This window comes from Burkholderia sp. AU30198 (genome assembly GCF_020419825.1).
In the GTDB taxonomy this organism is placed as follows: Bacteria; Pseudomonadota; Gammaproteobacteria; order Burkholderiales; family Burkholderiaceae; genus Burkholderia.
Genome location: NZ_JAIZSA010000007.1, coordinates 60,147 through 86,183 on the forward strand (window position 1 = coordinate 60,147; position 26,037 = coordinate 86,183).

24 protein-coding genes are annotated in these 26,037 nt (G+C 68.2%); 8 read left to right on the forward strand and 16 right to left on the reverse strand.

Annotated features, from left to right (window positions below):
- Nucleotides 1–30: 30 nt before the first annotated feature.
- The 4 genes from LGN19_RS16910 to LGN19_RS16925 all read left to right on the forward strand — a co-directional run bounded on the left by LGN19_RS16910 (nt 31) and on the right by LGN19_RS16925 (nt 5,093).
- Complete coding sequence (locus LGN19_RS16910) at nt 31–1,449, forward strand: D-arabinono-1,4-lactone oxidase (protein WP_226216128.1); 1,419 nt, start codon at nt 31–33, stop codon at nt 1,447–1,449.
- A complete protein-coding gene (locus LGN19_RS16915; protein WP_226216130.1) occupies nt 1,446–2,636 on the forward strand; it encodes an MFS transporter in 1,191 nt (396 codons plus the stop codon). Before LGN19_RS16910 ends, LGN19_RS16915 begins: the two co-directional genes overlap by 4 nt.
- Nucleotides 2,637–2,773: 137 nt before the next feature.
- Complete coding sequence (locus tag LGN19_RS16920) at nt 2,774–3,970, forward strand: porin (protein ID WP_175222153.1); 1,197 nt, start codon at nt 2,774–2,776, stop codon at nt 3,968–3,970.
- Nucleotides 3,971–4,070: 100 nt separating this feature from the next.
- Entirely contained in the window at nt 4,071–5,093 is a 1,023-nt protein-coding gene (locus LGN19_RS16925; RefSeq protein ID WP_226216132.1) for an AraC family transcriptional regulator, read from the forward strand.
- Between the two features lie 22 nt (nt 5,094–5,115).
- Here LGN19_RS16925 and LGN19_RS16930 read toward each other — a convergent pair whose 3' ends face one another.
- From LGN19_RS16930 to LGN19_RS16950, 5 genes are all read right to left on the reverse strand, one after another.
- Nucleotides 5,116–5,475 carry a BON domain-containing protein gene (locus LGN19_RS16930; protein ID WP_226216134.1) on the reverse strand — a complete coding sequence of 120 codons (360 nt, stop codon included), beginning with the start codon at nt 5,473–5,475 and terminating at the stop codon, nt 5,116–5,118.
- Between the two features lie 42 nt (nt 5,476–5,517).
- On the reverse strand, nt 5,518–6,576 hold the full coding sequence (locus LGN19_RS16935) for a porin (RefSeq protein WP_226216136.1): 1,059 nt from the start codon (nt 6,574–6,576) through the stop codon (nt 5,518–5,520).
- A gap of 160 nt (nt 6,577–6,736) precedes the next feature.
- Entirely contained in the window at nt 6,737–8,083 is a 1,347-nt protein-coding gene (locus LGN19_RS16940) for a PhoPQ-activated protein PqaA family protein (protein WP_226216138.1), read from the reverse strand.
- Complete coding sequence (locus tag LGN19_RS16945) at nt 8,080–9,426, reverse strand: MFS transporter (protein WP_226216140.1); 1,347 nt, start codon at nt 9,424–9,426, stop codon at nt 8,080–8,082. Before LGN19_RS16945 ends, LGN19_RS16940 begins: the two co-directional genes overlap by 4 nt.
- Nucleotides 9,423–10,535, reverse strand: coding sequence for a CaiB/BaiF CoA transferase family protein (locus LGN19_RS16950; protein WP_226216142.1), 1,113 nt, complete (start codon nt 10,533–10,535; stop codon nt 9,423–9,425). Before LGN19_RS16950 ends, LGN19_RS16945 begins: the two co-directional genes overlap by 4 nt.
- Nucleotides 10,536–10,689: 154 nt before the next feature.
- On the opposite strand from LGN19_RS16950, the gene LGN19_RS16955 reads away from it, so the two are divergent.
- On the forward strand, nt 10,690–11,664 hold the full coding sequence (locus LGN19_RS16955; RefSeq protein WP_175222149.1) for a LysR substrate-binding domain-containing protein: 975 nt from the start codon (nt 10,690–10,692) through the stop codon (nt 11,662–11,664).
- Nucleotides 11,665–11,765: 101 nt separating this feature from the next.
- Here LGN19_RS16955 and LGN19_RS16960 read toward each other — a convergent pair whose 3' ends face one another.
- The 7 genes from LGN19_RS16960 to LGN19_RS16990 form a co-directional block, all read right to left on the reverse strand.
- Complete coding sequence (locus LGN19_RS16960) at nt 11,766–12,671, reverse strand: LysR family transcriptional regulator (RefSeq protein ID WP_174956654.1); 906 nt, start codon at nt 12,669–12,671, stop codon at nt 11,766–11,768.
- A gap of 76 nt (nt 12,672–12,747) precedes the next feature.
- Complete coding sequence (locus LGN19_RS16965) at nt 12,748–13,992, reverse strand: acyl-CoA dehydrogenase family protein (RefSeq protein ID WP_122948503.1); 1,245 nt, start codon at nt 13,990–13,992, stop codon at nt 12,748–12,750.
- A gap of 33 nt (nt 13,993–14,025) precedes the next feature.
- The gene (locus LGN19_RS16970; protein ID WP_175222148.1) at nt 14,026–14,784 is read right to left on the reverse strand and encodes an SDR family NAD(P)-dependent oxidoreductase; all 759 of its coding nucleotides are present in this window, start codon (nt 14,782–14,784) and stop codon (nt 14,026–14,028) included.
- 7 nt (nt 14,785–14,791) lie between these two features.
- A complete protein-coding gene (locus tag LGN19_RS16975; RefSeq protein WP_122949672.1) occupies nt 14,792–15,556 on the reverse strand; it encodes an SDR family oxidoreductase in 765 nt (254 codons plus the stop codon).
- Nucleotides 15,557–15,614: 58 nt separating this feature from the next.
- Nucleotides 15,615–16,646, reverse strand: a complete 1,032-nt coding sequence (locus LGN19_RS16980; RefSeq protein WP_122948501.1) for a phosphotransferase — start codon at nt 16,644–16,646, stop codon at nt 15,615–15,617.
- 19 nt (nt 16,647–16,665) lie between these two features.
- Nucleotides 16,666–17,340, reverse strand: coding sequence for a histidine phosphatase family protein (locus tag LGN19_RS16985; protein WP_122948500.1), 675 nt, complete (start codon nt 17,338–17,340; stop codon nt 16,666–16,668).
- Between the two features lie 195 nt (nt 17,341–17,535).
- Nucleotides 17,536–18,036, reverse strand: coding sequence for a GNAT family N-acetyltransferase (locus LGN19_RS16990; RefSeq protein WP_226216144.1), 501 nt, complete (start codon nt 18,034–18,036; stop codon nt 17,536–17,538).
- Between the two features lie 135 nt (nt 18,037–18,171).
- Between LGN19_RS16990 and LGN19_RS16995 the strand changes: the two genes are divergently transcribed.
- Nucleotides 18,172–18,618 (forward strand): PaaI family thioesterase, encoded by a 447-nt coding sequence (locus LGN19_RS16995; RefSeq protein ID WP_226216145.1) that lies wholly within the window; start codon nt 18,172–18,174, stop codon nt 18,616–18,618.
- Between the two features lie 81 nt (nt 18,619–18,699).
- Here the strand turns inward: LGN19_RS16995 and LGN19_RS17000 are convergent, their stop codons facing one another.
- The 3 genes from LGN19_RS17000 to LGN19_RS17010 form a co-directional block, all read right to left on the reverse strand.
- Nucleotides 18,700–19,116: a BON domain-containing protein gene (locus tag LGN19_RS17000; RefSeq protein WP_226216147.1), complete on the reverse strand. Its 417-nt coding sequence runs from the start codon at nt 19,114–19,116 to the stop codon at nt 18,700–18,702.
- A gap of 57 nt (nt 19,117–19,173) precedes the next feature.
- Nucleotides 19,174–20,157 (reverse strand): LysR family transcriptional regulator, encoded by a 984-nt coding sequence (locus tag LGN19_RS17005; RefSeq protein WP_226216149.1) that lies wholly within the window; start codon nt 20,155–20,157, stop codon nt 19,174–19,176.
- A 229-nt stretch (nt 20,158–20,386) separates the two neighbouring features.
- Nucleotides 20,387–21,400, reverse strand: a complete 1,014-nt coding sequence (locus tag LGN19_RS17010; RefSeq protein WP_122949671.1) for an NAD(P)H-quinone oxidoreductase — start codon at nt 21,398–21,400, stop codon at nt 20,387–20,389.
- A 173-nt stretch (nt 21,401–21,573) separates the two neighbouring features.
- Here LGN19_RS17010 and LGN19_RS17015 point away from each other — a divergent pair, with 173 nt between their 5' ends.
- A complete protein-coding gene (locus LGN19_RS17015) occupies nt 21,574–22,467 on the forward strand; it encodes a LysR family transcriptional regulator (protein ID WP_226216150.1) in 894 nt (297 codons plus the stop codon).
- Nucleotides 22,468–22,510: 43 nt separating this feature from the next.
- Here LGN19_RS17015 and LGN19_RS17020 read toward each other — a convergent pair whose 3' ends face one another.
- Nucleotides 22,511–25,279: a LuxR C-terminal-related transcriptional regulator gene (locus tag LGN19_RS17020; RefSeq protein ID WP_226216152.1), complete on the reverse strand. Its 2,769-nt coding sequence runs from the start codon at nt 25,277–25,279 to the stop codon at nt 22,511–22,513.
- 330 nt (nt 25,280–25,609) lie between these two features.
- Here LGN19_RS17020 and LGN19_RS17025 point away from each other — a divergent pair, with 330 nt between their 5' ends.
- On the forward strand, nt 25,610–26,029 hold the full coding sequence (locus LGN19_RS17025; protein WP_122948495.1) for a nuclear transport factor 2 family protein: 420 nt from the start codon (nt 25,610–25,612) through the stop codon (nt 26,027–26,029).
- Nucleotides 26,030–26,037 lie beyond the last annotated feature (8 nt).

Consider the following 26,037-nt stretch of genomic DNA (forward strand, 5'->3'; position numbering starts at 1 on the left):
CATTCAAACGACAACCACGGAGACAAAGCCATGTGGCGCAACTGGTCGGGATATGTCTGCAGTCCTGATGCAACCGTGTCGACGCCTGCGTCGCACGCCGGGCTCGCGGCCGTGCTGCGCGACGCGGCGGCAACCGGCGCCACCGTGCGCGCGGCCGGCGCCGGTCATTCGTTCTCGCCGCTCGTGCAGACCGACGACGTGATCCTGTCGCTCGATGCGATGCAGGGCGTGATCGACGTCGACCGCGACCGGCGCGTCGCGCGCGTGCATGCCGGCACGCGGCTGTGGGCGCTGGGCCCGGCGCTCGCCGCGCACGGCCTCGCGATGGAGAACCTCGGCGACATCAACGTGCAGTCGATCGCCGGCGCGACCAGCACCGGCACACACGGCACCGGCATCACGCTCGGCAACCTGGCGACGCAGATCGACAGCCTGACCTTCATGTGCGCGGACGGCAGCGAGATCCGCGCGAGCGCCGACACGCATCCCGAGCTGTTCGCGGGCGGCCGGATCGGGCTCGGCGCGCTCGGCGTGCTGACCGAGATCGGCCTGCGTCTCGTGCCCGCGTTCAAGCTGCGCCTCGAGCGCGGCGGCATGCAGCTCGACGACTGCCTCGCGCAAGCGGACGCATTGATCGCAAAGCACCGCTCGTTCGAGTTCTACTGGTTCCCGCATACGGACGCCGTGCTGACCAAGGCGTGGGACATGACCGACGAACCGGCCAACTCGGTGCACTGGGCGAGCCGTGCATCCGAGTCGTTCCTCGAGAACACGGTGTTCGGCGCGCTGTGCGGGCTCGGCAAGCACGTGCCGTCGCTGTGCCCGGCGCTGAGCCGGCTGTGCGCATCGACCGTGTCGGCGGGCCGGCACGTGGATGCGAGCTACGCGATGCTGTCGACAGTGCGGCGCGTGCGCTTCAACGAAATGGAATGGTCGGTGCCGGCCGAACGCGGCGCCGACGCGCTGCGCGAGATCCGCGCGTTCATCGCGCGCCGCAGCTTCCCGCTGATGTTCCCGCTCGAATACCGCTGGGTGCGCGGCGACGACATCTGGCTGAGCCCCGACTACGGCCGCGACAGCGTGCGCATCTCGGTGCACCAGTATCGCGGGATGCCGTTCGACGCGTACTTCGCGGGCGTGCAGGCGATCTGCCGCAATCACGGCGGGCGGCCGCACTGGGGCAAGGTGCATGCGATGAAGGCCGCCGAGCTGGCGACGTGCTATCCGCACTGGGACGATTTCCTCGCGCTGCGCGAACGGATGGACCCGCACGGCCGCTTCCTGACGCCGTACCTGCGCACGCTGTTCGGCCTGCCGCAACACGCAAGCGCAAGTACCAGCGCCGCCGCAACCGCGCGCGCCACGCCGGCCCGCCGAGGGACACACCCGATGCACGAAACAGCCGGCCTCGCACAAGATCGGCCGCGATCCAACCAGGAGGCCTCATGAGCACAGCCACCCTGCATGCCGCCGCGCAGTCGCGTCCCGATCCGTCGACCGGCGCCGTCGTCCGTCTCGCGCTCGCGTTCGCGGCGGCCACCAACGGCCTGATCCTGTCGCCGTTCCTCGTCGCGGCCGTGATGACGCGCTTCCGGCTCGACGAAGGCACGGCGACTGCGCTCGTCAGCGCCGAAATCCTCGGCATCGCGATCAGTTGCGCGCTGCTGTCGCACCGGATCGCGCGCGCCGCGCGGCCGTTCACGCTGGCCGGCCTGGTCGGCACGATCGCCGGCCAGGCGCTCAGCGCGGTCGCGCCCGGCATCGTGTCCGCGGCATTCGCGCGCGGGATGACGGGGCTGTTCGAAGGGATGCTGTTCGTCGTCGTCGCGTCCGGCGTGTCGCAGCGTGCGTCGACCGACCGCCTGTGGGGGCAAATCAACCTGCTCGCGGGCATCATCAACGGCGGCATCCTCGTGCTGATTTCCGCATTGCCGGCCGGCTGGCTCGGGCACTGGGTGTTCGCGCTGCTGGCGGCCGTCGTCGCCGTGCTGGCGCCCGCGATCCGCGGCATCGACGCGTTCGCGAGCGCACCCGCGCAGACCCACGTGCGCGCCGGCGCGCTGCCGTGGCGGCCAGTGATCGCGATCTGGGTCGTAACGGCGCTCGTCTACGGCGTGCAAGCGTCGCAATGGGCGATTGCCGGCTTCGTCGGCGAGCGTGCCGGGCTGTCGCCGACGACGATCGGCGTGCTGCTGTCGGTGTCGTCGCTGCTCGGCTTCGTCGGCGCGGCGATTCCGTCGCATCCGGCCAGCCACAAGCACCGCCTCGCGCTGATCTGGGCCGCGCAGCTCGCGATGATCGCGTCGATCGAATGGTTCTTCAGCGCACGCAGCGGCAGCGCGTACTTCCTGAGCCAGTTCGTGCTGAACAGCGCGTTCTTCGTGATCGTGCCGTTCCTCACCGGGATGCTGTCCGACGTCGACCCGGACGGCTCGCTCGTCGCGCGCACGCTCGTCGTCACGTTCTTCGCGGCCGGCATCGGCACCGCACTGTCGGGCGCGCTGCTCGGCCGCTTCGGCGGTACGCGCGTCGCCCACGTGCTGTGCGTGGCCGTGCTGGCCGCCGCCCCGTTCGTGCGGCTCGCGCTGCGCCGAGCGGCGCCCGGTGCGGTGGCCAGCGCGTCACCGTCGCCCTGACCGCAGTGCGCCATGCCGTGGCCGCGACGCACCACGAGAATGGCCGCCGCGGCCTTGGCCCGCACAAATTTGGCTTTCTACATTCGTTCCCGACGGTGCGAGCCGTCCGCCCCCTGTTCGATGCGGAGTCCAGAATAATGAATCGTCACGATAGCGTTCGCGCCGCGTGCTGCGCGATGTTGGTCCTGGCCGGTACCGGTGCGCACGCGCAAAGCAACGTGACGCTGTACGGCGTGATCGATGCGGGCATCCGCTATGAAACGCACGGCGTGTCCTACGGCGCCGACGGCACGCCGGTGTCGACGGGCCGCAAGATCTCGATGGCCGACGGTGGCGGTCTGACGGAAAGCTACTGGGGCCTCAAGGGGCAGGAGGATCTCGGTGGCGGGCTGTCCGCGCAGTTCAACGTGGAAAGCCACTTCGGCCCGAACAGCGGCGCGATCGTGCCGGCCGGCTCGCCGAACTTCTTCCAGGTCGCGTACGTGGGGCTGACGTCGACGTCGCTCGGCCAGCTCGCGCTCGGCCGCCAGTACAACGTGCCGTTCGAGATGGTGTCGCTGACCTACGGCTCGAACCTGTGGGCCGGCCCGCAGGATCCGTACTTCAACCTGTTCAAGCCGGAGCAGACGATGCTCGCGGGCGCGCGCACCAGCAACATGATCCAGTACGGCGCGCAGCTCGGCAGCCTGTACCTGCTCGCGCAGTACGCGCCGGGCGGCCATGCGGGCGGCGGTGTGCTCGGCAGCCAGGCCGGCGCGGCGATCGCGTATGCGCCGGACAAGGGGCCGTTTACGGTCGGCGCGTCGTTCATGCGCACCTGGGACGACGTCACGCACGCGAAATTCGACATCTATGGCGGCGGCGGCTCCGTCACGCTCGGCAACGCGACCGTCAACGCCGGCTATATCGAGAACGCGCGCGACAACGACTTCACGTCGTTCGAGAACGGCCCGTTCAGCTCGACCGATCTCGCCGCGCTCGGCATCATCTCGCCCGCGCAGGTGGTCGACCCGTCGACGCCCGGCGGGTTCCGGCGCCGCAAGATGGCGCTCGCGGGGCTGACCTACAAGTTCACGTCGGCGTTCACGGCCGCCGTCAACGCATGGTGGACCACGCAGTCGGGCTACACGCCGGACTTCGACGGCCGCGCGCGCCAGTTCCAGGTGATCGCCGGCTACAGCCTGTCGAAGCGCAGCATGCTCTATGCGGAAGTCGACTACGCGATCTATCGCGGCGGCCTGGTCGGCGCGCAGCTGGTCGGCATAAATGGGCAGTCGCCGAGCACGAGCACCACGCAGCTCGGCGCGACGGTCGGCCTGCGCCACTACTTCTGAAGCGGGGCCGCACAGGATGTGGGCGATCGCGGCCGGGGAGGCACCGGGTCTCCGGCCGGGCGGGACGAGTACAATCCATGGAAAAAAATACGGAGCATCCATGGACGAACCCGACCGTTATACGACGGCGAATCTGCCGGTCCATCTGTTGCGGTGCCTCGCGGAGACAAGCAAGGAGCTGGGCATCGACCCCACGCGGCTGTGCCTCGGGCTCGGCTTCGACGTCGCGGACCTGTCGAATCCGTCGTGCCGGATTTCCTTGCGCCAGGCGAGCACGATGATCCGCCGCGCGCTCGACATGGCGCCGGGGCGGGCGCTCGGCCTCGAACTCGGCACGAGCGAGACGATCGCGTCGATCGGGCTGGTCGGCTATGCGATGCTGACAAGCCCGACGCTGAAGGACGCAATCGCGGTTGGGATGGAACTGCAGCGCCACACCGGGCCGCTGATGCGCTTCGAAGTGATCTCGGATGCGCGCACGCTGTCGATCCGCGCGACCAACGTCTTTCTCGAACCGGATATCGAGGCGTTCCTCGTCGAGGAAGCGTTCGGCAGCTTCATGAAGATCGGGCGCTCGCTCGTCGGCCCCGCGTTCCAGCCGAAGGTCGTCGACCTCAGCTACCCGCCGCCGGCGTATGCGGAGCAATACACACGCGTGTTCCCGTGCCCGGTGCGGTTCGAACAGGAGCAGAACCTGTTCTCATGCGACGCCGCGCTCGGCAACCGCCCGATCGCGACCCACGATCCGCTCGCGCATCGCCAGGCGCTCGAATTCCTGCAGGACGCACTGCCGCCCGAACCCGAAGGCACCGAATTTCTCGAATCGATCGAACGGATCATGCGGCGCGACCTGCGCCATGCGCCGTCGCTCGCGGCGATCGCCGCGCAACTGTGCATGAGCGAGCGCACGCTGCGGCGGCGGCTGGCCGACCAGGGCGTGTCGTACCAGACGGTGATCGACACGATCCGCCGCAAGCGCGCCTTCACGCTGCTGAGCAACCCGCGGCTGTCGATCGAGGACGTCGCGCATGAAGTGGGGTTCAGCGATGCGCACAACTTCCGGCGCGCGTTCAAGCGGTGGACGGGGCACGGGCCGAGAGAGGGGCAACGCACGCCCGCGTGAGCGTCACGCGAGCCCGGGCCGATCACGGCATCTGCTCGCCCAGGCGAAGCTGATTCGTCACCTGCGTCACCCCGTCGACCTGCCGGGCCGCCTCCACGGCCATCGCGGCCTGCTGACCGTCGCTCACCCCACCGCGCAGCGTCACGATGCCGCTCCGGGCGCGCACCACGATGCGCGTCGCGTTCAGCCCGCGCGTGCGCGCAAGTGCGGCGCTGACACGACGCACCAGGCGCCGGTCGTCGGCCCGGCGCGCGTTGTCCGCCGGCGCCCCGCTGGCAAGGATTGGCACCCCCGGGTCCGATGCGGCTCGCGCGGTGCCGGCGACGGTCACGATGCCGCATGCCACGGCGGTCGCGATCAATACACGTTGCAATGCTTTCATTGAGTCTCCCTTCACACACGGAAAATGACGTCGGCCCGACACTCAGAATTTCGTCATCAGGCCGATCGATGCGCCCGTCACGCCACTGCCGCCCGGCCGCAGTCCGATGGCCGCGATATTGGTCGGATCGGTGCGGTATGCGCCGGAGAATCCGTTTCGATCGAACTCCGCATAAATCTCGGTGCGCTTCGACAGGAAGTATTCAACGACCGCATACGTCGTGAGCTTGTGCCCGTCCGCATCGCGCCGGTTGCCGAGATTGCGGCCGATGTCGTCGTACATGCCGGCCGTGAACTGCAGGAACGGCGTGGCCTGATAGACGGCACCCACCGACGGGATCTTGTCGCGACGGTGCGGCCGGCTCGGGTTCGCGCTCGATATGTCCAGGGCCGAGTAGCTCGCATAGAGCCGGCCCGCACCGATCTGCCAGGTCCCGCCCGCCATCCAGGTCTGCGCGGACTGCGACGCGTCCGCGCTGTACGTCTTCGCATAGGACGCACCGCCGAGCACCGTCTGGTACTGATACATTGCCGCAGCCGAAAAATTGGTTCCGGCGCGCGTATTGCCGGCGATGCCGCCGGGCGAATAGCTCGCCGCGATACGCAGGCCGCCCAGTTCGCCGATGTACTTGATCGTGTTGTTGAAGCGGGAATCGAGCGTGAAGGGGTTGCCGACCCACAGCACACCGGGCTCGATGGCAAGCGACTGGCCGCGCCCGCCCGCCGGATCCACGATGATCCCGAAGTCGGTCGCCGCATTGAACTGGCGCCCGAACGTCAGGCGCCCGAAGCCGCCCGTCACGCCCACATACGCCGCCTGCGAAAACAGCGTGCCGGCCGTCTTCACTGCGCCGGTTCCGCTGCTGAAGGCGCCATCGAGCACGAACAGCGCCTTGAATCCGCCGCCCAGATCCTCTTTTCCGCGAATGCCGAAGTCGTTGCCCGAGATCATGTTGTTGTTGAACCCCACGGCGCTCCCGCCCTGCATGCCGTTGGTCCATCGAACCCCGCCGCCGATCTGCCCGTAGAGGGTCACGCTCGACTGCGCCACACTGATGCCCGGCAACGCGCCGAGCAATGCCACCCATGCGAATTTCCTCATCCGTCTCCTCCTGCCAGTGCCTGGCTTTATGTATTCGTCACCGCCTCACTTCATGATTCGCATACCGAAATAAATGAGCTAAACTCACTGCGGATTTTTACGGTTGCTGTCGGGATCGGCGCTCCGCGTGCCCGCGTGCGCCGATCCCGGTGTTCCAGGATTACTCGGCCGGCTGCCCGACGTTCTGCACGAGCGAGCTGACGTATCCCGGCCCGCCGGCGCCGTCGTGCTCGACCTCGACGTACCACGCGAGGTTGTGACCCGCCCGAAGGTTCAGCGCGGCGTGCCACTCGCCGTCACGCACCGCCATCGGCGTCGATTGCCACGTTGCGCTGCGCCAGTCCTGCGAGACCGGGTGATACGCGTGGAACAGCCTGACGCCCGACACGTGCTCCGCCTCGACGCTTGCAGCCACGGCCAGCCGGTCGCCGGCCGTCTCGTGCCGGACCACCGGCATGCGCGGCACGCGACGGCCGGCGAAGGTGCGGGCAAGCCACATCCGCCACGCCGCGAGATGCTTCGTGGAGACCCACGAATGACGCACGTTGTCGACGGCGAGATAGGCCTTGTCGCCCGGCATCTCGGTCATCATGCTGTTGGGCGCACCGAGCGCGAAGAACTCGTCGTTCGTGCCGAGCGCGACGAGATAGGCGGCCTTGATCTGGTCACGCCACAGATACGGATCGAAATGCATCAGCATGCGAAAACCGACCGGGTTGTTGAGTGCGCGCAGCATCGTCTCCGCGCCCTGAAAGCCCGGGCCGGCACGCGACTCCGACGGCCCGGCGACGTGCGGCCCGAACTCGGCGAATTTCGTTGCAAGGTGATACAGGTTGTTCCCGCCGTGGTAGCCGCACACCATCACGCCTGCCACCCGGTCCGGGTCCGCGCCCGACGCGATGGCCACGCCGACCCCGCGCTTCGAATTGCCGAGCAGGACGGCCCGCTTCGTCCCGATGCCCGCGAGCGAATGCAGCAGCGTGATGGCGCGCAGATACGCCTTCGCGATCGGGTAATACCCGTTCCAGGTCAGGTCGCCGGTTTCCAGCATCTTCTTCAGCGCATAGCCGGTGAAATCCGATTCGTCGAGGCCGAACGGGCAATCGGCCGGGTTCGCGAAGATCATGATCGGCATCCCGAGGTCGAGCGCCGTGCCTTCCGCGTATTCGCCCTCGGTATCGAGCGTCGTGCCCGGAATGACGCGTCGGGCCCATTCCCCGGGCTCGAAGGCCTGGCGCTCCGTGCCGATGATCCCGGCGGCGCCGTCGCCGTCATAGCCGTCGGGCACGTAGATGCGGGCCGGATGCCGCCACACGAGCCCGTGCCATTGCTGGCTGGTGAAGGTCAGCTCGATGACGCGAACCCGGCGCCCGGCGCGATGCCGGCTCTCGCGCACGCAATCCGAGACGACATCCGGCTTCAGCGTCGATTCATCGAGCAGCTCTGCCGTGTCGAAAAAGGGTGCCGGCCCCAGCGCCGGCTTCGTGTCCGTGAACGTCTGATTCATGAGCGGAGTTCCTGGTTGATGAGTGCCGCTTCGGCGGCCTTGGGACGAATGACGCAGGCGAACAGCAGCACCACGGCGACGAGCGCGAGCGCGACGAGATAGAGCGCCGGGTCGAGGCTGCCCGCCCGCACGCGAATCGCGCCGAACAGCGCGGAACTCACGCCGGATACCGCGCCCATGCTCGAGATCAGCGCCACGCCGGCGGCCGCCGCATCGCGCGGCAACAGGCGGGTCGCGATCGCCCAGAGCACCGGGTACGCGGACGCGATGCCGCTGGTTGCCAAGATGGCGCCGGCCAGGACGCCGGGCAACGCACCGTGCGCGACGGCCATCGTGCACAGTCCGGCAATGCCCGCACCGACCGCGACGATGAAATGCAGGTGACGCTCGCGGCGTCGGTCCGAACGGCGGCCGTACCAGACCATCGCGATCGTGCCGATCAGGTTGGGGATCACGACATACAGCCCGACGTGCTGCAGGTTCGTGACGCCGGTCGCCTCGATGATGGACGGCAGCCAGAAAATCAGCAGGTTGGTCGCGCACCCCAGCGAGAACGTCGTGAAGCCCAGCAGATAGACGCACGGTTCCCGCAGCGCGACGCGCAACGGATGGCGGACGGCATGCCGGCCCTCGGGCACACCGAGCGCCTGCTGCACGACGCGACGCTCGTCGGGCGACAGCCAGCGCGCCTGTTCGGGGCCTTCGGGCAGCACCCGGAACGCGATCACGCCGAGCACGATGCTCGGCACGCCTTCCAGCAGCATCAGCCATTGCCAGCCGTCGAGCCCCGCCACCCGATTCATCGCGTTCAGCACCCAGCCCGACACCGGCCCGGTCACGAGCCCGGCTGCGGCAGCGGCCGTCATGAACAGCGCAATGACCTTCGCGCGGCGCTCGGGCGGAAACCAGAACGTGAGATACACCACGACGCCGGGGAAGAATCCCGCCTCGAACGCGCCGAGCAGGAAGCGCAGCGTGTAGAACTGGCCCGGCGTCCTGACGAACATCGTCGCGGCCGCGACCATGCCCCACAGCACCATGATCCGCAGCAGGGTGCGGCGCACGCCGACCCGCTGCAGCATCAGGTTGCTCGGCAGTTCGAATATCAGGATCCCGACGAAGAACGCCGAGGCCGCCAGGCCGTATGCCGAGTCGGTGAATCCGAGCGCCCCCTGCATCTGCAGCTTCGCGAGGCCAATATTGTTGCGATTGACGAACGCGGTCAGATAACACAGGAACAACAGCGGCACGAGACGCCTCGTGATGCGCGCGAACACCCGGTCCGCTTCGCTGCGCGCGGCCGTGCCGCCGCCGTCCATCGAGCATTCCATTCCGGTGTTCATGCCGACGCCCCTCCGTCAGCGCGCGACGCATGCACGCGATAGCCCAGGCCCGGGGACAGCACGCTGCAGTCGCCGTCGGACAACATGACGGTTTCAAGCGCGTCGTGGTTCATCGCGTCGTCCACGAACTCGACGATCGTGCGCACCTTCGCGCATGCAACGCCCACGCCGGCGCACGCCTCCTCGAGGTCGGCCGCGCGCCATTCACGGATCGCGGCGGCCAGCGCGGCGCGCAACGCCACCGGGTCGCTGGCGCGCAGGAACGCGGCCGGCCCGCCGGCATCGAGCGGCGGATCGAAATAGCGCGGATCGCGTGCGAGGTCGGCGCGCCCGAGTATGCCGAGTGCGGCCGCCAGTTGCCTCGGCGTATTGGCGCCAAGCGCGACCCAGCCGTCCTGGGTGGCGAACAGGTCCGCCGCCGGACTCCCCGAGTATCCCTGGTTGCCGACCCGTGGCGGCGCAACGCGGGCCGTGAGCGCCTGGCACGCGAACGGATACATCAACTGCAACGCGGCGCCGGTCATCGACACGTCGAGATACCGCCCCAGACCGGATGCATCCCGCTCGCGCAGCGCGGCCAGGATCGCCATCGCAGCGACGAGCCCCGTGCCGGCATCGACCACCGGGAAGCCCGTCTTGACCGGCGGCTCGCCTTCACGGCCGGCCATCAGCGTCATGCCCGTCGCCGCCTGAACGACATGGTCGTAGGCCGGCCGGCCCTGCCACGCCCCGGTGTTGCCCCAGCCGCTGATCGCACAGTAGACGAGCCCGGGATTCCGCGCCCGCAGCGCGCCGTCGCCCAGACCGAACCGGTCGAGCACGCCCGGCCGCAGGCTGTCGACCAGCACGTCGGCTTCGCGGGCGAGTTCGAGCGCCTGGTCGCGGTCGCCTGCGTCGCTCAGGTCCAGCTCGATGGAGCGCTTGCCGGCGTTCAGCGCGACGAAGCCCATCCGCCCGTTGCCGCGGCGCATCACGTCGCCGCCGTTGCGATTCTCGATCTTGACGACTTCGGCACCGAGTTGTGCCAGATGGAACGTCGCCAGCGGGCCCGCGATGACGTGCGTGAAATCCAGCACGCGAATCCCGGCGAGCGGTTTGAATGCCGTCATGTCCGCGCTCCTTTCGCTGCCGCCCGACGCGTCGGCGCCCCGGTCGGCTGCCGTTGCCGGTCCCCTGCTTGCCCCAACCCCTTGCGCATGTCTCTCTCCATTAGGTCGAGTCGCTATTGTGGGCAGGTTGCGCTTTCATGAAAATTGAAGATTCATGAACCAGCATTCCGAAAACATGAATCCCGACCTGATTTCCGGGCGACGCAACGCGGGCAATTTCCTGCGGCTGCGACACTTGCGCATGCTTGAGCTGGTCGCGGACGGCGGCTCGCTCGCCGCGGCCGCACGCGTGCTGCACCTGTCCCAGCCGGCGATCACGAAGATGCTGCAGGAGATGGAGGCGGTGTTCGGCACGGTGCTCGTGACGCGCGGCGCGCGCGGCGGACGGCTGACCGCCGAGGGCGAAGCCGTCCTGCAGCGCTTGCGGATCGCGCTCGCGCAATTCGACGTCGCGCTGGCCGGCGACGACAACGACGAAGGCCGGCCGCTGCTGCGCATCGGCATGCTGCCGGTGGTCAGCGTCGCGCTGTTGCCGCAGATCATGCGGAACCTGACGCGGGACGCCCCCGCGCCACGGTTCACGGTCATGGAATCGAATGTCTCGGGGCTGCTGGACGCGCTGTCGACCGGAAGGATCGACTGCATCATCAGCCGTCCCGACGCGGAAGCGTTGTCGAAGCTCGACGGGCTCGACGTCACGATCCTCCCCGTGTACGAAGAACCGCTGGCGATCGCGTGCCCGCTCGCGCATCCGTTCGCCGATGCGCGACGCGTCTCGACGGAGCAGTTGCAGCGCGAACAGTGGATCGTCCCGCATGCCGGCACCGATACCCGCCGCGCCTTCGACGCGCTGTTCGTCGATCACGGCCTGATGCCGCCGCGCCCGCTCGTCGAATCGATGTCGTTTCACACGAACCTGCAGATGGCCGACGCGCTCGGTGCGCTGACCGTCGCGCCGCAGTCGGCCGTGCTGCACTATGCGCGCATGGGCGTGATCCACAGGGTCGGTGGTTTTCCGGTCATGCCGGTGGGGGAAATCGCGCTGATTCACCTCGCGACGATGGCCGGCCTGCCCGCGCTGCAGCGATTTCGCGATGCGGTCGAAGCGGCCGCGCAGGCACGTCGTTGATGCGCGGTCAGCGCGGGCCGGCCGGTATCCGTGTCATCACGCCATCCACGCGGTTTGGAGTCTGGCTGACGTCGAAGCAGCCGACGGCCACCACGCGCGCATCACTGCGACTCGCCGATCCCGCCCATCAGCGTCATCAGTTGCTCGCGCAACCATCGGCTACCCTGATCCTGATCGGCGCTGCGATGCCAGTAGCAGAAGTATTCGAGGCCCGGCATCTCGAACGGCAGTTCGAGAATGCGCGCCGGATAGCGCTGCAGCAGCCGCAGCGGCGCCGTCAGCGCGAGATCGCCTCGCATCGCGATCAGCGGCGCGACCATGTAGTGCTGCACGCGCATCTGGATGGTGCGGCGCAGCCCGAGGCGCGTCAGTTCCGCGTCGACGTGCCCGCTGCCCTTGCGGCGGCTCGACACGTGGATGTGTCCCATCGCAAGGTAGTCGTCCATGGTGAGCGTGTCGCCCTTGAACGGGTGATCGTCGCGGATCATGCACGCATAGCGGTCGCGCACGAGCAGCGCCTGGTGCAGATGCGGATCGCCGATCAGCGGTGCGTCGATCGCGATGTCGACGGAGCCGTTCGCGAGCGCGGTCGCGACTTCGCGGCGATCCATCGTGTAGCTGCGCACATGCATGCCGGGCGCATGCGTCTGCAGCAGTTCGCCGAGCGCGGGCAGCAGCAGCGCTTCGGTCAGGTCGCTCATGCTCATCCGGAACACACGCGTCGACGATGCCGGATCGAACACGTCGCCTTCGTGCGCGCTCGAATCGAGCAGCTGCATCGCCTCGCGCACGCGGCCGACGATGTTCTCGGCCAGCGGTGTGGGCATCATCCCGGCCGGCGTGCTGACGAACAGCGGATCGTTCAGGGTCTTGCGCAGCCGCGCCAGCGCGTTGCTGACGGCCGGCTGCGTGAGATTCAGCACCTCGGCCGCCCGCGTCAGGTTGCGCTTGGTGTAGATCGCGTCGAATACGACGAACAGGTTCAGGTCAATCTTCGAAAGGCGCATCGCCGGATCTCCTTGCCGGCATCTTACGGCGTGCGCCTCCCGTTCGTCCACGGCCCTGCGCATCGTGGCGCAACGCTCAGCCGCGCAGCGGCGGCGTCAGGTACGCGGCCGTCGAACCGGGCTCGCCATCCTTGATTTCCATCCGCGCGATCGCCTGCAGGTGCACCTCGTCCGGGCCGTCGGCGAAGCGCAGCGCGCGGCCCCAGGTCCACAGGTCGGCGAGCGGCGTATCGGGGCTCAACCCCGCCGCGCCGAACACCTGCATCGCGCGGTCGCACACGTCCGTATAGACGGTCGGCACCAGCGCCTTGATCATCGCGATTTCCTTGCGCGCGGCCTTCGCGCCGACCTTGTCGATCATCCACGCGGCCTTCAGCACCAGCAGGCGCGCCTGCTCGATCTCGATGCGCGAGCGCGCGATCCATTCGCCGACCGTGCCGTGCTTGTTCAGCGGCTTGCCGAACGCGACGCGCGACTGCGCACGGTCGACCATCAGCTCCAGCGCAAGCTCGGCCGCGCCGATCGAGCGCATGCAGTGGTGGATGCGGCCCGGCCCGAGGCGGGCCTGCGCGAGCGCGAAGCCGCTGCCTTCCTCGCCGAGCAGGTTGCTCGCCGGCACGCGCACGTTGTCGAACGTGATCTCGCAGTGCCCTTCCGGCGCGTAGTGATTGACCACCGTGATGTTGCGCACGATCGTCACGCCCGGCGTGTCGCGCGGCACGAGGATCATGCTCTGCTGCTGGTGCGACGCGGCCTCGGGATCGGTCTTGCCCATCACGATGAAGATCTTGCAGTTCGGATGCGCGGCGTTCGTGATGAACCACTTGCGGCCGTTGATCACGTACTCGTTGCCCACGCGCTCGATGCGCGTCGTGATGTTCGTCGCATCCGACGACGCGACGTCGGGCTCCGTCATCGCGAACGCCGAGCGGATCTCGCCGCGCAGCAGCGGCTTGAGCCACTGTTCGCGCTGCTCGGGCGACGCGAACATGTGCAGCAGCTCCATGTTGCCGGTGTCCGGCGCGTTGCAGTTGAACACTTCCGACGCCCAGCCCACCCGCCCCATGATCTCGGCGAGCGGTGCGTATTCAAGGTTCGTCAGGCCCATGCCGGGCTCGTCGTCCTTCAGGTGCGGCAGGAACAGGTTCCACAGCCCTTCCGCCTTCGCGCGTTCCTTCAGTTCCTCCATGAACGACACGGGATACTGGCCCGCGTGCACTTCCTCGTTCCACTGGCGGATGCGCGGCACAATGTGCGCGTCCATGAATGCGCGCACACGGCTGCGCAGTTCTTCCACTTTCGGGGTGTAGCCAAAGTCCATGATCGACTCCTCGATTCCGTTCGTCCGGTTCCGTCAGAAGGCCGAGACACCGCCGTCGACGGCGACGGCCTGCCCGGTCAGATAAGTGTTTTCCTTCGCGCACAGCGTCAGCATCGTCGCGACGATTTCCTCGGGCCGGCCGAGCCGCTTCATCGGCGAGCCCTGCGCGAGAAAGTCCTGGCGGTCGCCGAGATCGCTGTCGGTGACCATCGGCGTCGTGCTGTAGAACGGGCACACCGCATTCACGCGAATGCCGTGGCGCGCGTATTCGATGGCCGCCGTCTTCGTGAGCCCGACCACCGCATGCTTCGACGCCGCGTAGGCCGCCAGCTTCGGCGCGCCGCCGAGCCCGGCCATCGACGCGACGTTCAGGATCACGCCTTCACGCTGCGCGAGCATCTGGCGGATCTGGTGCTTCATCCCGAAGAACACGCCCTTCGTGTTCACCGCGAAGCTCAGGTCGAGATCGGCTTCGTCGGTGTCGATCAGCGCCTTCATCGGCGGTGCGATGCCCGCGTTGTTGATGCCGACGTCGAGCCGGCCGAAACGCTCGGCGGCCGCGTGCACCAGCGATGCCACCTCAGCCTCGACGCGCACGTCGCAGCGCTGCGCGATCACGTCGGCGCCGGCCGCGCGCAGCGGCGCGGCCACGCGTTCGAGCGCGTCGCCGTTCAGGTCGCCGAGCGCGAGACGCGCGCCCATCGCGGCCAGCTCGCTCGCGAGCAACGCGCCGAAGCCGCTCGCGGCGCCGGTGATCATCACGGCTTGCCCGGCGTAGCTGTCGATCTTCATCGCGCGCTCAGATCGTCAGGCCGCCGTCGACGACGATGCATTCGCCGTTCGTGTAGCTCGCCGCGTCCGACACGAGATACAGCACCGTGCCGGCCATTTCGCGCGGCTCCGCATGGCGGCGCAGCGGGATCTTCCCCATCCAGGTCTCGTAGATCTCCTTGTCCGCGAACAGCGCGCCCGCGAACTTCGTCTTCGTGAGGCCCGGCAGCAGCGCGTTCACGCGGATGCCGAGCGGCCCGCATTCCTTCGCGAACGCCTTCGTCATGTTGACGACCGCGGCCTTCGTGATCGAGTAGATGCCCTGCCGGTCGCCCGGCTGCAGCGCGTTCACCGACGCGGTGTTGACGATCGCGCCGCCGCCGTGCGTCTTCATCAGCTTGCCGGCCTCGACCGACATGAAGAAGTAGCCGCGGATGTTCACGTCGACCGTCTTGTCGTACGCGGCGAGGTCGGTATCGAGGATGTGCCCGAAATACGGGTTCGCGGCCGCGTTGTTCACGAGAATGTCGAGGCGGCCGTGCTTGCCGCGGATGTGCTCGAACGTCGCGGCGATGTCCTCGAGCCGCCCGACGTGGCAGGCCAGCGCCTCGGCGCGGCCGCCTGCCGCGACGATCTCGTCGGCCACGGCCTGGCAGTCGTCGAGCTTGCGGCTCGACACGATCACGTGCGCACCCTGCTCCGCGAGCAGTTTCGCGATTTCCTCGCCGATGCCGCGGCTCGCGCCCGTCACCAGGGCGATCTTGCCCGTCAGGTCGAACAGATTCGTTGCCATGTTGCTGTGCTCCTCCATTGATGTGTTGTCGTGCCGCCGCGCGGTGAAACCCGCGATGTCAGCGATGCGCGTCGATCACGCCGACGGCCAGTTCGGCCAGCCGCCCGGCCATCTCGCCGACGCGCAGCGCCTGCTCGCTCGACGCGTTGCCCTGCAGCGCGCGCGCCTTCACGCCCTGCGCGATCGACGCGAGCCGGAAGAAACTGAATGCGAGGTAGAAGTGCCAGTCGCGGATCGGCTCGATGCCGCGCAGTTCGCAATAGCGCGCGACGATCGCCGCTTCGTCCGGCACGCCGAGTTCGGCGCGATCCTGGCCCGCGAGCCCGCGCACCTGCCCGCCGGACGGCAGCCGCAGGCACATGCAGAGATACGCGAGATCGGCGAGCGGGTTGCCGAGCGTCGACAGTTCCCAGTCGAGCACGGCCTGCACGCGATAGCTGTCGCGCGCGAACATCAGGTTGTCGATCCGGAAATCGCCATGCACCAGCGTCGGCCGGCCCGTGTCGGCGGGGCACGCCTTCGGCAGCCAGTCGATCAGCGTTTCCATCGCGTCGAGGCGCTCCGTTTCCGCCGCGCGGTACTGCTTCGTCCACACGCCGATCTGGCGCTCGAAGTAGTTGCCGGGGCGGCCGTAGTCGGTGAGGCCCACCGCATCGACATCGATGTCGTGCAACGCGGCCATCGTCTGCAGCAACGCGTCGTAGCACGCCGCGCGATCGGCCTTCGGCAATTCCGGCAGCGCGGGATCCCAGAAGATCCGGCCGTCCTCGTAGCTCATCACGTAGAACATGCTGCCGATCACGTCGCGGTCTTCGCAGAGGTGATACGGACGCGCGACCGGCACCGCGGTGCCCGACAGCGCGCTCAGCACGCGGAATTCGCGGTCGACCGCATGCGCGGACTTCAGCAGTTCGCCCGGCGGCTGGCGGCGCAGCACGTAGCGGCCGCTCTTCGCATGCAGCAGGAAAGTCGGATTCGACTGGCCGCCGGCAAACTTCTCCGTGTCGACCGGGCCTTCGAAGCCCGGTACGTGCGCTTCCAGATAGCGCGTGAGGCGGGCTACGTCGAGTTGCTGGGTAGGGTTCGTCATTGTCGCGATCGTTCGTGGGTCAGCCATAGGTTCGCAGCGCGTGTCGTTCGGGATCCTCCAGATGCGGGATGCCGTTGAACGACGCGAGGTGGAACGCATCGGCGTTGAAGAAAAACTGCGAAAGACTGCTGTTGCGGATCTGCAGGTTCAGCGCGATCGCGCTCGACGGCGGGGCAGCCAGCACCTGCTGCACGGTGACCGCAATCGGGCCGCCGGAGCTCACCGCCAGCACGCGCTGGCCGCCGCCGTGGCGGATCGCCGCGCGGGCATCGGAAACGCGCTGCTGGAAGTGCGCCCAGGTCTCGGGGGCCGCATCGCCGAGCTTGTCTTCCGACCAGAGCTGCAGCACCTGCCGGAGCGCGCGGAAATGTTCTTTCATCGAGCCGGCCGCGAGGCGGGCGAGTTCCGGGTAGTCGTGTGCGGCGGCGGCGAACAGGCCGTGGAAGTCGTATTCGTTCAGGCCCGGGTGGCGGTCGACCGGCGTGCCTTCCCGGCCCATCCCGCGCAGGATCGCGTCGACCGTCTGCGCGTGGCGGTTCAGCGTGCCGCAGATCACGCGGTCGAATGTGAGCGCTTGCTGCGCGAAGTATTCGCCAAGCCAGACGCTCTGCTGCTCGCCCGCCGCGGACAACCGGTCGTAGTCGTCCGTGCCGAAGGACGCCTGCCCGTGCCGTACCAGAAAAAGTTCAGCCATCGCATGCCCGCCAGATCAGAAGGATTCAGCATAGGGGGCAGGCACGCATTTTTAAACTTTATTTTCTGAATCCGGGGGTATTCATTGGGTGAATTACAGGGCACCCGAAGTCGGGAGGGCCTTGGGGTGCGGTGATCCGCGGTGGGACGAACGGACCAACGGCTTTTGGTCGCTCCGGGTCGGCTGGCGTGCCCGCTACCGGATCGGGCGCTGCATGACGATCACGTCGCCGGTAAACCTCGGATTCACCGTGCGCCGAATCTCGTCGAAGCCTTCGCGCTGCCAGAAGGCCTGGGCGCGAGGATTGGTCGAAATGACGGCCAGCTGTGCCACGCGGTAGCCCCATTCCCTCGCCATGTCGAGGAGCAACCCCAATGCAGCCTTGCCGTAACCGCGCCGCTGATGCGCTTCCGAGAGCAACAGCAGGCCGATCCATAGGCAATCGTCGTCCGGATAGGCACGGATGACATCCGCACAGCCGATCATGTGCTGGTCGACCCACAACCCGAACACCGATTTGTCGGCCGCCGCCTTGGCTGCAGGCTTGCCGACGAAAAAATCGTCGACGTCTTCCTCGGTCGGCAAACGGCCTTCGACGCATTGCGTGTACGAAGGCGCTTCGGCGAAGACCCGCCAGACGTCGGCACGGTCGCTGGCCGACTCGCCGGAAAGCGTGTGGATTGTGAGCATCAGCATCGAATGGGTGTCGGAGACAGGAGAGCCGATTCTAGGGCGAACGGCATTCCTTTTGCGTTACGCTTCCGGACAATCCCGCAAGCGCGCTTGCGCGCAGCCTCCGCGCCCGCCGCTGCCCACCTCGCTCGACACGCCATGACCGACGCCCTCAACCCGAACTACTTCGAATCCGTCGCCGCGAGTTTCGACAAGCAGCACGCGATGCGTCTGATCCAGGCCAGCATGCCGCTGATCGACATCGGACGAACCGAGATTCACGTATCGCACTGGCAGGGCATCGAACAGCAGCACGGCTTCATCCACGGCGGCGTGGTCGGCATGATCGCCGATTCGGCCGCCGGCTACGCGGCGATGACCACGGTGGCGGCCGATGCGTCGGTGCTGACCGTCGAATACAAGATCAACCTCGTCGCGCCTGCCGCGGGCGACAAGCTGATCGCGCGTGGCGAGGTGATCCGGCCGGGACGCACGCTGATCGTCACGAAGGCGGACGTCTTCGCCGTCACCGGCAACAAGGAAACGCTGTGCGCGGTCATGCAGCAGACCATCATGGTGATGCACGGCAAGAGCGATCGCGCGTGATGGGGCGGCGCCTGCGCGCGCCCTGGTGCGTCATTCATCCAACGAATGCCCCGGACGTGGCCGCCCGGGGGCACATGCCCGTTACTGCGAGCCTTCCAGACGCAACTGCAACCGGCTTTTCACGGACGTGACACCCGGCACCTGACGGGCCGCATCCACCGCGACCTGATCCTGCGCCTGGTCCGTGATCTGCCCGGCCAGCGTCACGTCGCCCGTCTTCGCCTTCGCAAACACGGTGACCTGCGCGCCGCCGATGCCGGGCGCCTTCGTGATCGCCTGGCGGACCTTCTTCGCGAACGCGCGATCGGCGGCGCGATCGGCCTTCTTCGCCGACCGCGCCGCCGCAGACGGGGACGGCGACGCGACGGACGACGCGGCCGGCGACGTGGTGACCCGTTGCGGGCCGGACACATCCGCATTGGGCGCGCCGGACTGCGCATGAACCAGAATCGGCGACAGCGCGACACAACCTGCAACGACGGCAAGACGGATCTTCATCGAATTCTCCTCAAGGATCGAACATGACTGCGGGGGGGAAACTGCGGGGGAAAGCGGTCAGGCCACCGCACCCGACATCGCGCGGGTGCGCGCCCGGCCGCGCGGCGCGGCGATCGATTCGAGCGCGTGTTCGTCGGCCGCCAGCGCGGGCGACAGCGTCGCGCGCAGGTGATCCAGAAAGGTGCGGATCTTCGCGTCCACGAATCGCCGGGACGCGAACATCGCGTAGACGTCGAGCATCGTCAGCCGATAATCGGGCAGCACGCGGACGAGCCGCCCGCTGCGCAAATCGTCGATGACCGAATAGATCGCAAGCGGACCGATGCCCAGCCCGGCGCGCAGCGCGATCGACAGCGCCTCTGGCGCATTGGCGTGAAACGACGCGGCGGTCACGGTGTGCGCCGCGACGTCCCCGCCGGCACCGTGCAACTGCCATTCGCCATTCGCGTCGGCAGGCGTATCGAGGCAGAGGCACGTATGGCCCGCGAGTTCCGCCGGCGTGCTCGGCGTGCCGTGCCGTGCGAGATAGGCCGGCGACGCGACCAGCACGCTGTAGCTTCGGCCGCACGAGTGCGCGATGTAGCCGGAATCGGGCAGGCTCGACGCGGTGACGACCGACACGTCGTACCCCTCTTCGACGAGATTCGGCAGCCGCTGCGAGTACGTCATTTCGACGGACACCTCGGGAAAGATTGCCTGATACGCGACGGCCGACGCGGTCACGTGGCTCTGCCCGAGCCCCGGCATCGTATGCACGCGCAGCCGCCCGTACGGTCGGACCAGGGCATTGCGCGCTTCGGCGTTCGCCTGGTCGACATCGCCGAGGATCGCCAGCAGGCGCTCGAAATAGCGCCGCCCGCTGTCGGTCAGCGCGATCTTGCGGGTCGTCCGGTTCAGCAGCCGGATCTGCGCATAGTCCTCCAGGCTGGCGACGGCCCGCGACACCTGCGCGGTCGCCATGTCGCCCTGCCTCGCGACGGCTGTGAAACTGCCGGCCTGCACGACACGCACGAACGTCCGCATGTTTTCAAGCATGTCCATTTCGATTCATCGCCCATCACGGCCGTCGCGCCATTCGCCGCGCGCACGATCGGGCCAGCCCGCACCCGGCCGCACGACGCAGCCTCGGTTTCGAACCACGGCTCGCCACGCATCGAACCGCACCGGGGCCGTCGATCGCGCTGCGCGCCGTCATGTTCAGTGGTACCGATTGTCGCCATTCGTCGCGTTGGCTTCAGCCCCCCGTCCGGGGGGCTGAAGCGCGGCCCGATCATGTGGAATGCTTGCCGTCTGCGGCGGAAGCCGGCGTGCGCAGCACGATCTTGCCGATATGGCGGCCGGAATCCATCAGCGCGTGCGCGGCGCTCGCATCGCGGAGATCGAAGGTCTGGTAGACCTGCGGCTTCACCGTGCCCTGCCGGATCAGAGGCCACACGGCTTCCTCCAGTTCACGGATGAGCTGTGCCTTCTCCTCGTAGGTGCGCGAGCGCAGCGTCGAGCCGATGTGCGTGAGACGCTTGGTGAGCATCGGGAACAGGTCGAGCTCCTTCGCGGGCCCGTTGATCACGCCGATCTGGACGATGCGGCCGTTCATCGCGGCTGCCGCGAAATTGCGCGCGACGTAGTCGCCGGCGATGATGTCGACGATCACGTCCACGCCCTTGCCGTCGGTGAAGCGCTTCACGGCATCGACGAAATCCTCGTTGCGGTACTCGACCGCGAGGTCCGCACCGAGCCGCAGGCTCGCGTCGCGCTGCGCTTCCGACCCCACCGTCGTGATGATGGTCGACGCGCCGAACGCCTTCGCCAGCATCGTCGCGGTCGTGCCGATGCCCGACGCGCCGCCGTGAATCAGCACGCTGTCGCCGGCCGCGAACTGGCCGCGCTGGAACAGGTTCAGCCAGACCGTCATGAAGGTTTCGGGCAGCGCCGCCGCCTCCGTCATGTCGAGGCCTTCGGGAATCGCGAGCGTATTGCTCTCGTTCGCCACCGCGTATTCCGCGTAACCGCCGCCCGGAATCAGCGCGCAGACTTCGTCGCCGATCGCGAAGCGCGTGACGTCGCGGCCGACCGCGACGACTTCGCCGGCAACTTCGAGGCCGGGAATGTCGGACGCGCCGGGCGGCGGATCGTACAGCCCCTTGCGCTGGAATACGTCGGGGCCGTTCACGCCGGCCGCGTGAATGCGGATCAGCACTTCGTCGCGGCCCGGCGACGGCACGGGACGCGTGGTCGGCACAAGCACGTCGGGGCCGCCGGGACGCACGATTTCGATCGCCGTCATGTTGGCGGGCAGGGGTTTCACGTCATCAGTCACGATATGATCCTCAACGTTCGTCGATGCGCGGCCGATTCGCGGATCATCCTCGAATCGCGGCATCGCAATGGGTGTGAAGACAGTCTAGGGACGGTGCCGCTCGCGGGCACGCAGTGAATTGCCGAACGAGGAATGCAAAAATGCATCAGTCAGCACAAGCGATGAACTGGGACGACGCACGCGTGTTCCTCGCGATTCATCGCGAACGCACGTTGCGCCGCGCGGCACAAACGCTCGGGGTCGACCAGGCGACGGTCGGGCGCCGGCTCGCGCAGCTCGAGCACATGCTCGGCGCCACGCTGTTCCTGCGCTCGTCGAAGGGCTACCTGACCACGCCGGTCGGCGAGCTGGCGCTGCGCGCCGCCGAGGCGATGGAGCTGCATGCGCACGAGCTCGTCCGGCTGACGCAGGGCGTCGACCGGCGGCTCGCCGGCGAGGTCAAGATCACGACGACCGATGCGCTCGCGCTCGAATTCGTGATGCCGTCGATCGCGCGGCTGCATGCGAAACATCCCGACGTATGTGTTTCGCTGAACACGTCGACTCAAGTGCTGAACCTGGCGAAACGGGAGGCCGACATCGCGGTGCGCACCGTGCGGCCCGACAACCCCGATCTCGTCGCGCGCCGCCTTGCGTGCTGGGACATGGGCCTGTTCGCGTCGCACGACTACCTGCAACGGCATGGCGAGCCCGTGCGCGGCAGCGCGTTCGCGGGGCACGACCTGGTCGTCTACCAGCCGTATGTCGACGCGAGCCGGAAGCCGGCGATCGCCGGCGAGCCGATCGCTGCAGGGCGCATCGTCGGGCGGATGAATTCGAGCCTGATGATGCGCGCCGCGCTGCGCTCGGGCCTCGGCATCGGCGAAGTGCCGGTGCACATGGGCGAACGCGACGGCCTTGCCCGCATCTGGCCCGCGCAGACTCGGGAAGCGCCCTACGAGGTCTGGCTCGTCACGCATCGCGACCTGCGCCACACCGCGCGCATCCGCGCGACGATCGACGAGATCGTGTCCGCGTTCGACTCACATCGATGAGCCCGTCGCCCTGTGGCAACGTCGGCGCGCCGAGCGCCCCCGCCTATTCGTCGCCGACGCGCGTGCGGGCCGACGCATCGAGCGCCAGCCCGCTGCGCACGGCCTGGATGCGCGACGTGACGTTGAGCTTCTCGAAGATGTTCTTCAGGTGCCACTTGATCGTCTCCGGCGCAACGCGCAGCGCGCGGGCGATCTCCTTGTTCGACAGGCCGCGCGCGACGTAATCGAGGATCTCCACCTCGCGCGCGCTCAGGTTGCCGGTCGTGCCGGGCCGTGCGGTCGGCGCGGCATTCGACGCCCGGTCCGCGTCGAACGCGCGCGCGAGTTCGCGCAGATACCACGCACCGACCGCCGGAAACCGGTCGGCCCGCTTCAGCACGCGCGCCGTCAGGCGTTCGGCTACGGCGCCTTCGTCGACGAACGTGCGCACGAGCCCGTTGCCTTGCCCATATTCGAGCGCAGGGGCAAGCACGGCCAGTGCGTCGTCCTCCTGCCCGGCCTGTTCGAGCGCGACCGCACGCAGCACGGCGGCCTGCGCGGCGAACCAGTCGAAGCCGCGCGCGGCCAGCACGTCGTGCACTGTGGCCATGACCTCGGCCGCCTCGTTCGCACGCGCATCGGCAAGCAGCAGCCGCGCCCGCGCGGACTGCGCCATCTGCCACGTCTCGACGTAGCTCGACGCGGCTTCCGGTGGTTCAGCCGACACCAGCGCCGCCAGCGCCCGCCCGACACGATGAGCCTGTGTCAGCTTCCCCGCGCTCACATGCAGCCGAACACCGGTCGCCATGCAGGCGACGCGCAGCCGCAACCATTGCCGGCTGCAGGCGATGTGATCGGCTTCGTCGAGCATCTCGTGCGCGCGGGCCTCGTTGCCCGACCGGAACTGCAGCACCGCGGCCGTCTGCATGAACCGCAGCAGCGGCCCGAGCGAACACGCCTGCATCGCGATGTCGAAACGGTCGCGCTGTGCTTCGCGCACCTTCGGCCAGTCGTTCCATTCGTAATAGATCGCGGACAGGTAGCCGGCCGACAGCGCCGTCGCCGCCGACAGCCGCCCGGCCGAGCGTTCCGCGCCGCGTAGCGCGGTCTCGAACGTCTTCGACGCATCGTGCAGGCGGCCCGCGACGAATTCGGCGAGGCCGGACATGTTCTGCCGGTAGACATGCGCAAACAGCGGCTCGTGGCCCGACGCCGCACGTTCCGCCCGTGCACGCAGGTCGAGCGCGTCGTCGAGGCGGCCCGCGTAGCCGAGCCCGAAGAGGAGCGTCGTCTGCCCGATCTGCTCGACCCACGAGCCGGCCGGCGGGCCGGCCGCCAGCACGCGCTCGCCGAGCTCGAGCGACTCGATGCTCCGGTCCGACAGCCCCGCGATGAGCGAGCGGACGCCGAGCAGCTCGGTCGCGGTGACCGCGTCCGTGCCGACGCGCCGTGCATCGATATCGGCTTCGATCGCCTCCAGCGCGCGGCGCGCGTCGACTATCTGCATCGACAAAGCGAGCGCCCACACGTGGGCGATGCGCAGGCGCAGGCGGCCCGCCAGCGCCTGCTCCGGCAGGCGGGACACCCAGTCGAGCACGGTGCGGACGTCGCTGGCTGCGATCAGCTTCATCGCGCACGCCTCGACCCAGCCGGCGGCCGCGTCGAAATCGCCGGCCGCGAGCGCATGCCGGACCGCGTCCGGCCATTGCCGCTCGGCCGCATACCACGCGCTCGCGCGGCGCTGCAGCACGGCGACCTCATCCGGCCGGCGTAACGTAAGCTCCTCGCGCAGGTACTGCAGGAACAGCGCGTGATAGCGGTAGCTCTGACGGCCGCCATCGACCGAGCGGATGAACAGGTTGTGCGCGCTCAGCCATTCCAGACACGCGACGGCATCGTCGCGGCCAGTCAGCGCATCGCACAGTGAGGGCGTCATCCGGTCCAGCACGGCCGTACAGAGCAGGAAATGACGGATCGCGTCCGGCACCTGCGTCATCACGTTCTCGTTCAGGTACGCGGCAATGCCGGCCCGCGCGTGGCCGACCTGTTCGGCAACGCGCGCCGCATCGTTGTCGTCGCGCAACGCGAGCGCCGCGAGCTGCAGGCCCGACACCCAACCTTCGGTGGCCGCGCGCAGCCGCCCGACGTTTTCCGCGCTGAGCGGCTTGCCGGCGACGCGCTCGAAGAACGCGCGCGTCTCCGCATCGTCGAAGCGCAGATCCTCTTCGTCGACCCGGACGAGTTCGTCGCGCGATTCGAAATAGCTGAGCGGCAACGCGGGCGCCGAGCGGCACGACAGCACCACGTGCAGGTTCGATGGCGCATAGCGCAGCAACTCGAACATCGCGTCGTGGATGACGGGCGACGCGAGGCGGTCGTAGTCGTCGAGCATCAGGACCAGTTCGGTGCCCGCGACCTCCAGCTCGTTGAGCAGTTCATCGAACACGATCTTCAGCGGAATCAGCGCGCGATCGCGCAGCAGCCGCTGCGCGCGGCCGCCGACACCGCCCGTCGCATCGACGATCGCCGCCACCACGTACGACGAGAAGATCGACGCGTTGTCGTCGTCCTGGTCGAGGCTCACCCAGGCGACCTTCACGTTCGTCGCCACGAGCGCGTGGCGCCACTCCGCCAGCACGGTCGTCTTGCCGTACCCGGCCGGTGCGCACACGAGCGTCAGCCGGCGATCGAGGCCGCGCGCGAGCCGGCCGAAGCGCGCGATGCGCGACACGATTCCACGGGCCGATGCCGGTGCGAGCTTGGTGCGCACCAGCACTTCGATCCCGTCGGCGTCCGCAGGCCCTGCTGCCTGTCTGCTGTCGCTGGACGTCATGCTGTTCCTGTTCTCCTTGCGCTGCGCGCGTACGTCCGCCTGGAAGGCCGGGCCGCCATGCGGCCCGGTGCGCGGCGCGGAGCCGCCGCGCGCCGAAACAGCATAGCGACACGGCGGCGGCCGTCAAAAGTAGGTGATGTCCGTACCGCGGCGCGCGTCGGTCGAACGGAAGGACTCGCATTGTTCTCGATCGCGCGCATGCTGTTCAGCCCCCCATTCGGGGGGCTACCGCGCCGGGAAAGTCGCCCCATCCTGACCGGAAGGTGTCCTGCACGGCCGGCTCGCGCCGCCCGTCGGGGCCGTTGCCCAGCCTTTCCACCAGGAGTCCGCATGAACCGTCGCGACGTCGTCGCCACCTTTTTCGACCGGTATCGCCAGCACGACATCGAAGGCATGCTGGCGCTTTTTTCCCCCGCTGCCAGCCTCGACTACGTGCCGGCCGGCGCGGCTGCGCCGGTCGCCACGCACGGCAGGATGACCTGGGGCGCGCTGCTGGACGCATTCCCGGACCTGTCGAACGGGATCGACGCCATTCATGCGGATGATGCCGGCCGCCACGCCACCGCCGAGGTCACGATCCGCGGCACGCAGGCGCGGGACTTTCTCGGCATCCGGAATCGCGGCCGGTCGTTCACGCTGCGGCACGCGTTCGTGTTCGAGTTCGATGCCGACGGCCGCATTGCGCGGCTGGCCGCCTACTGGGACAACGTCCGGCTCTTCGAGGATCTCGGCAAGACGACACTCGGATGAACGGATGC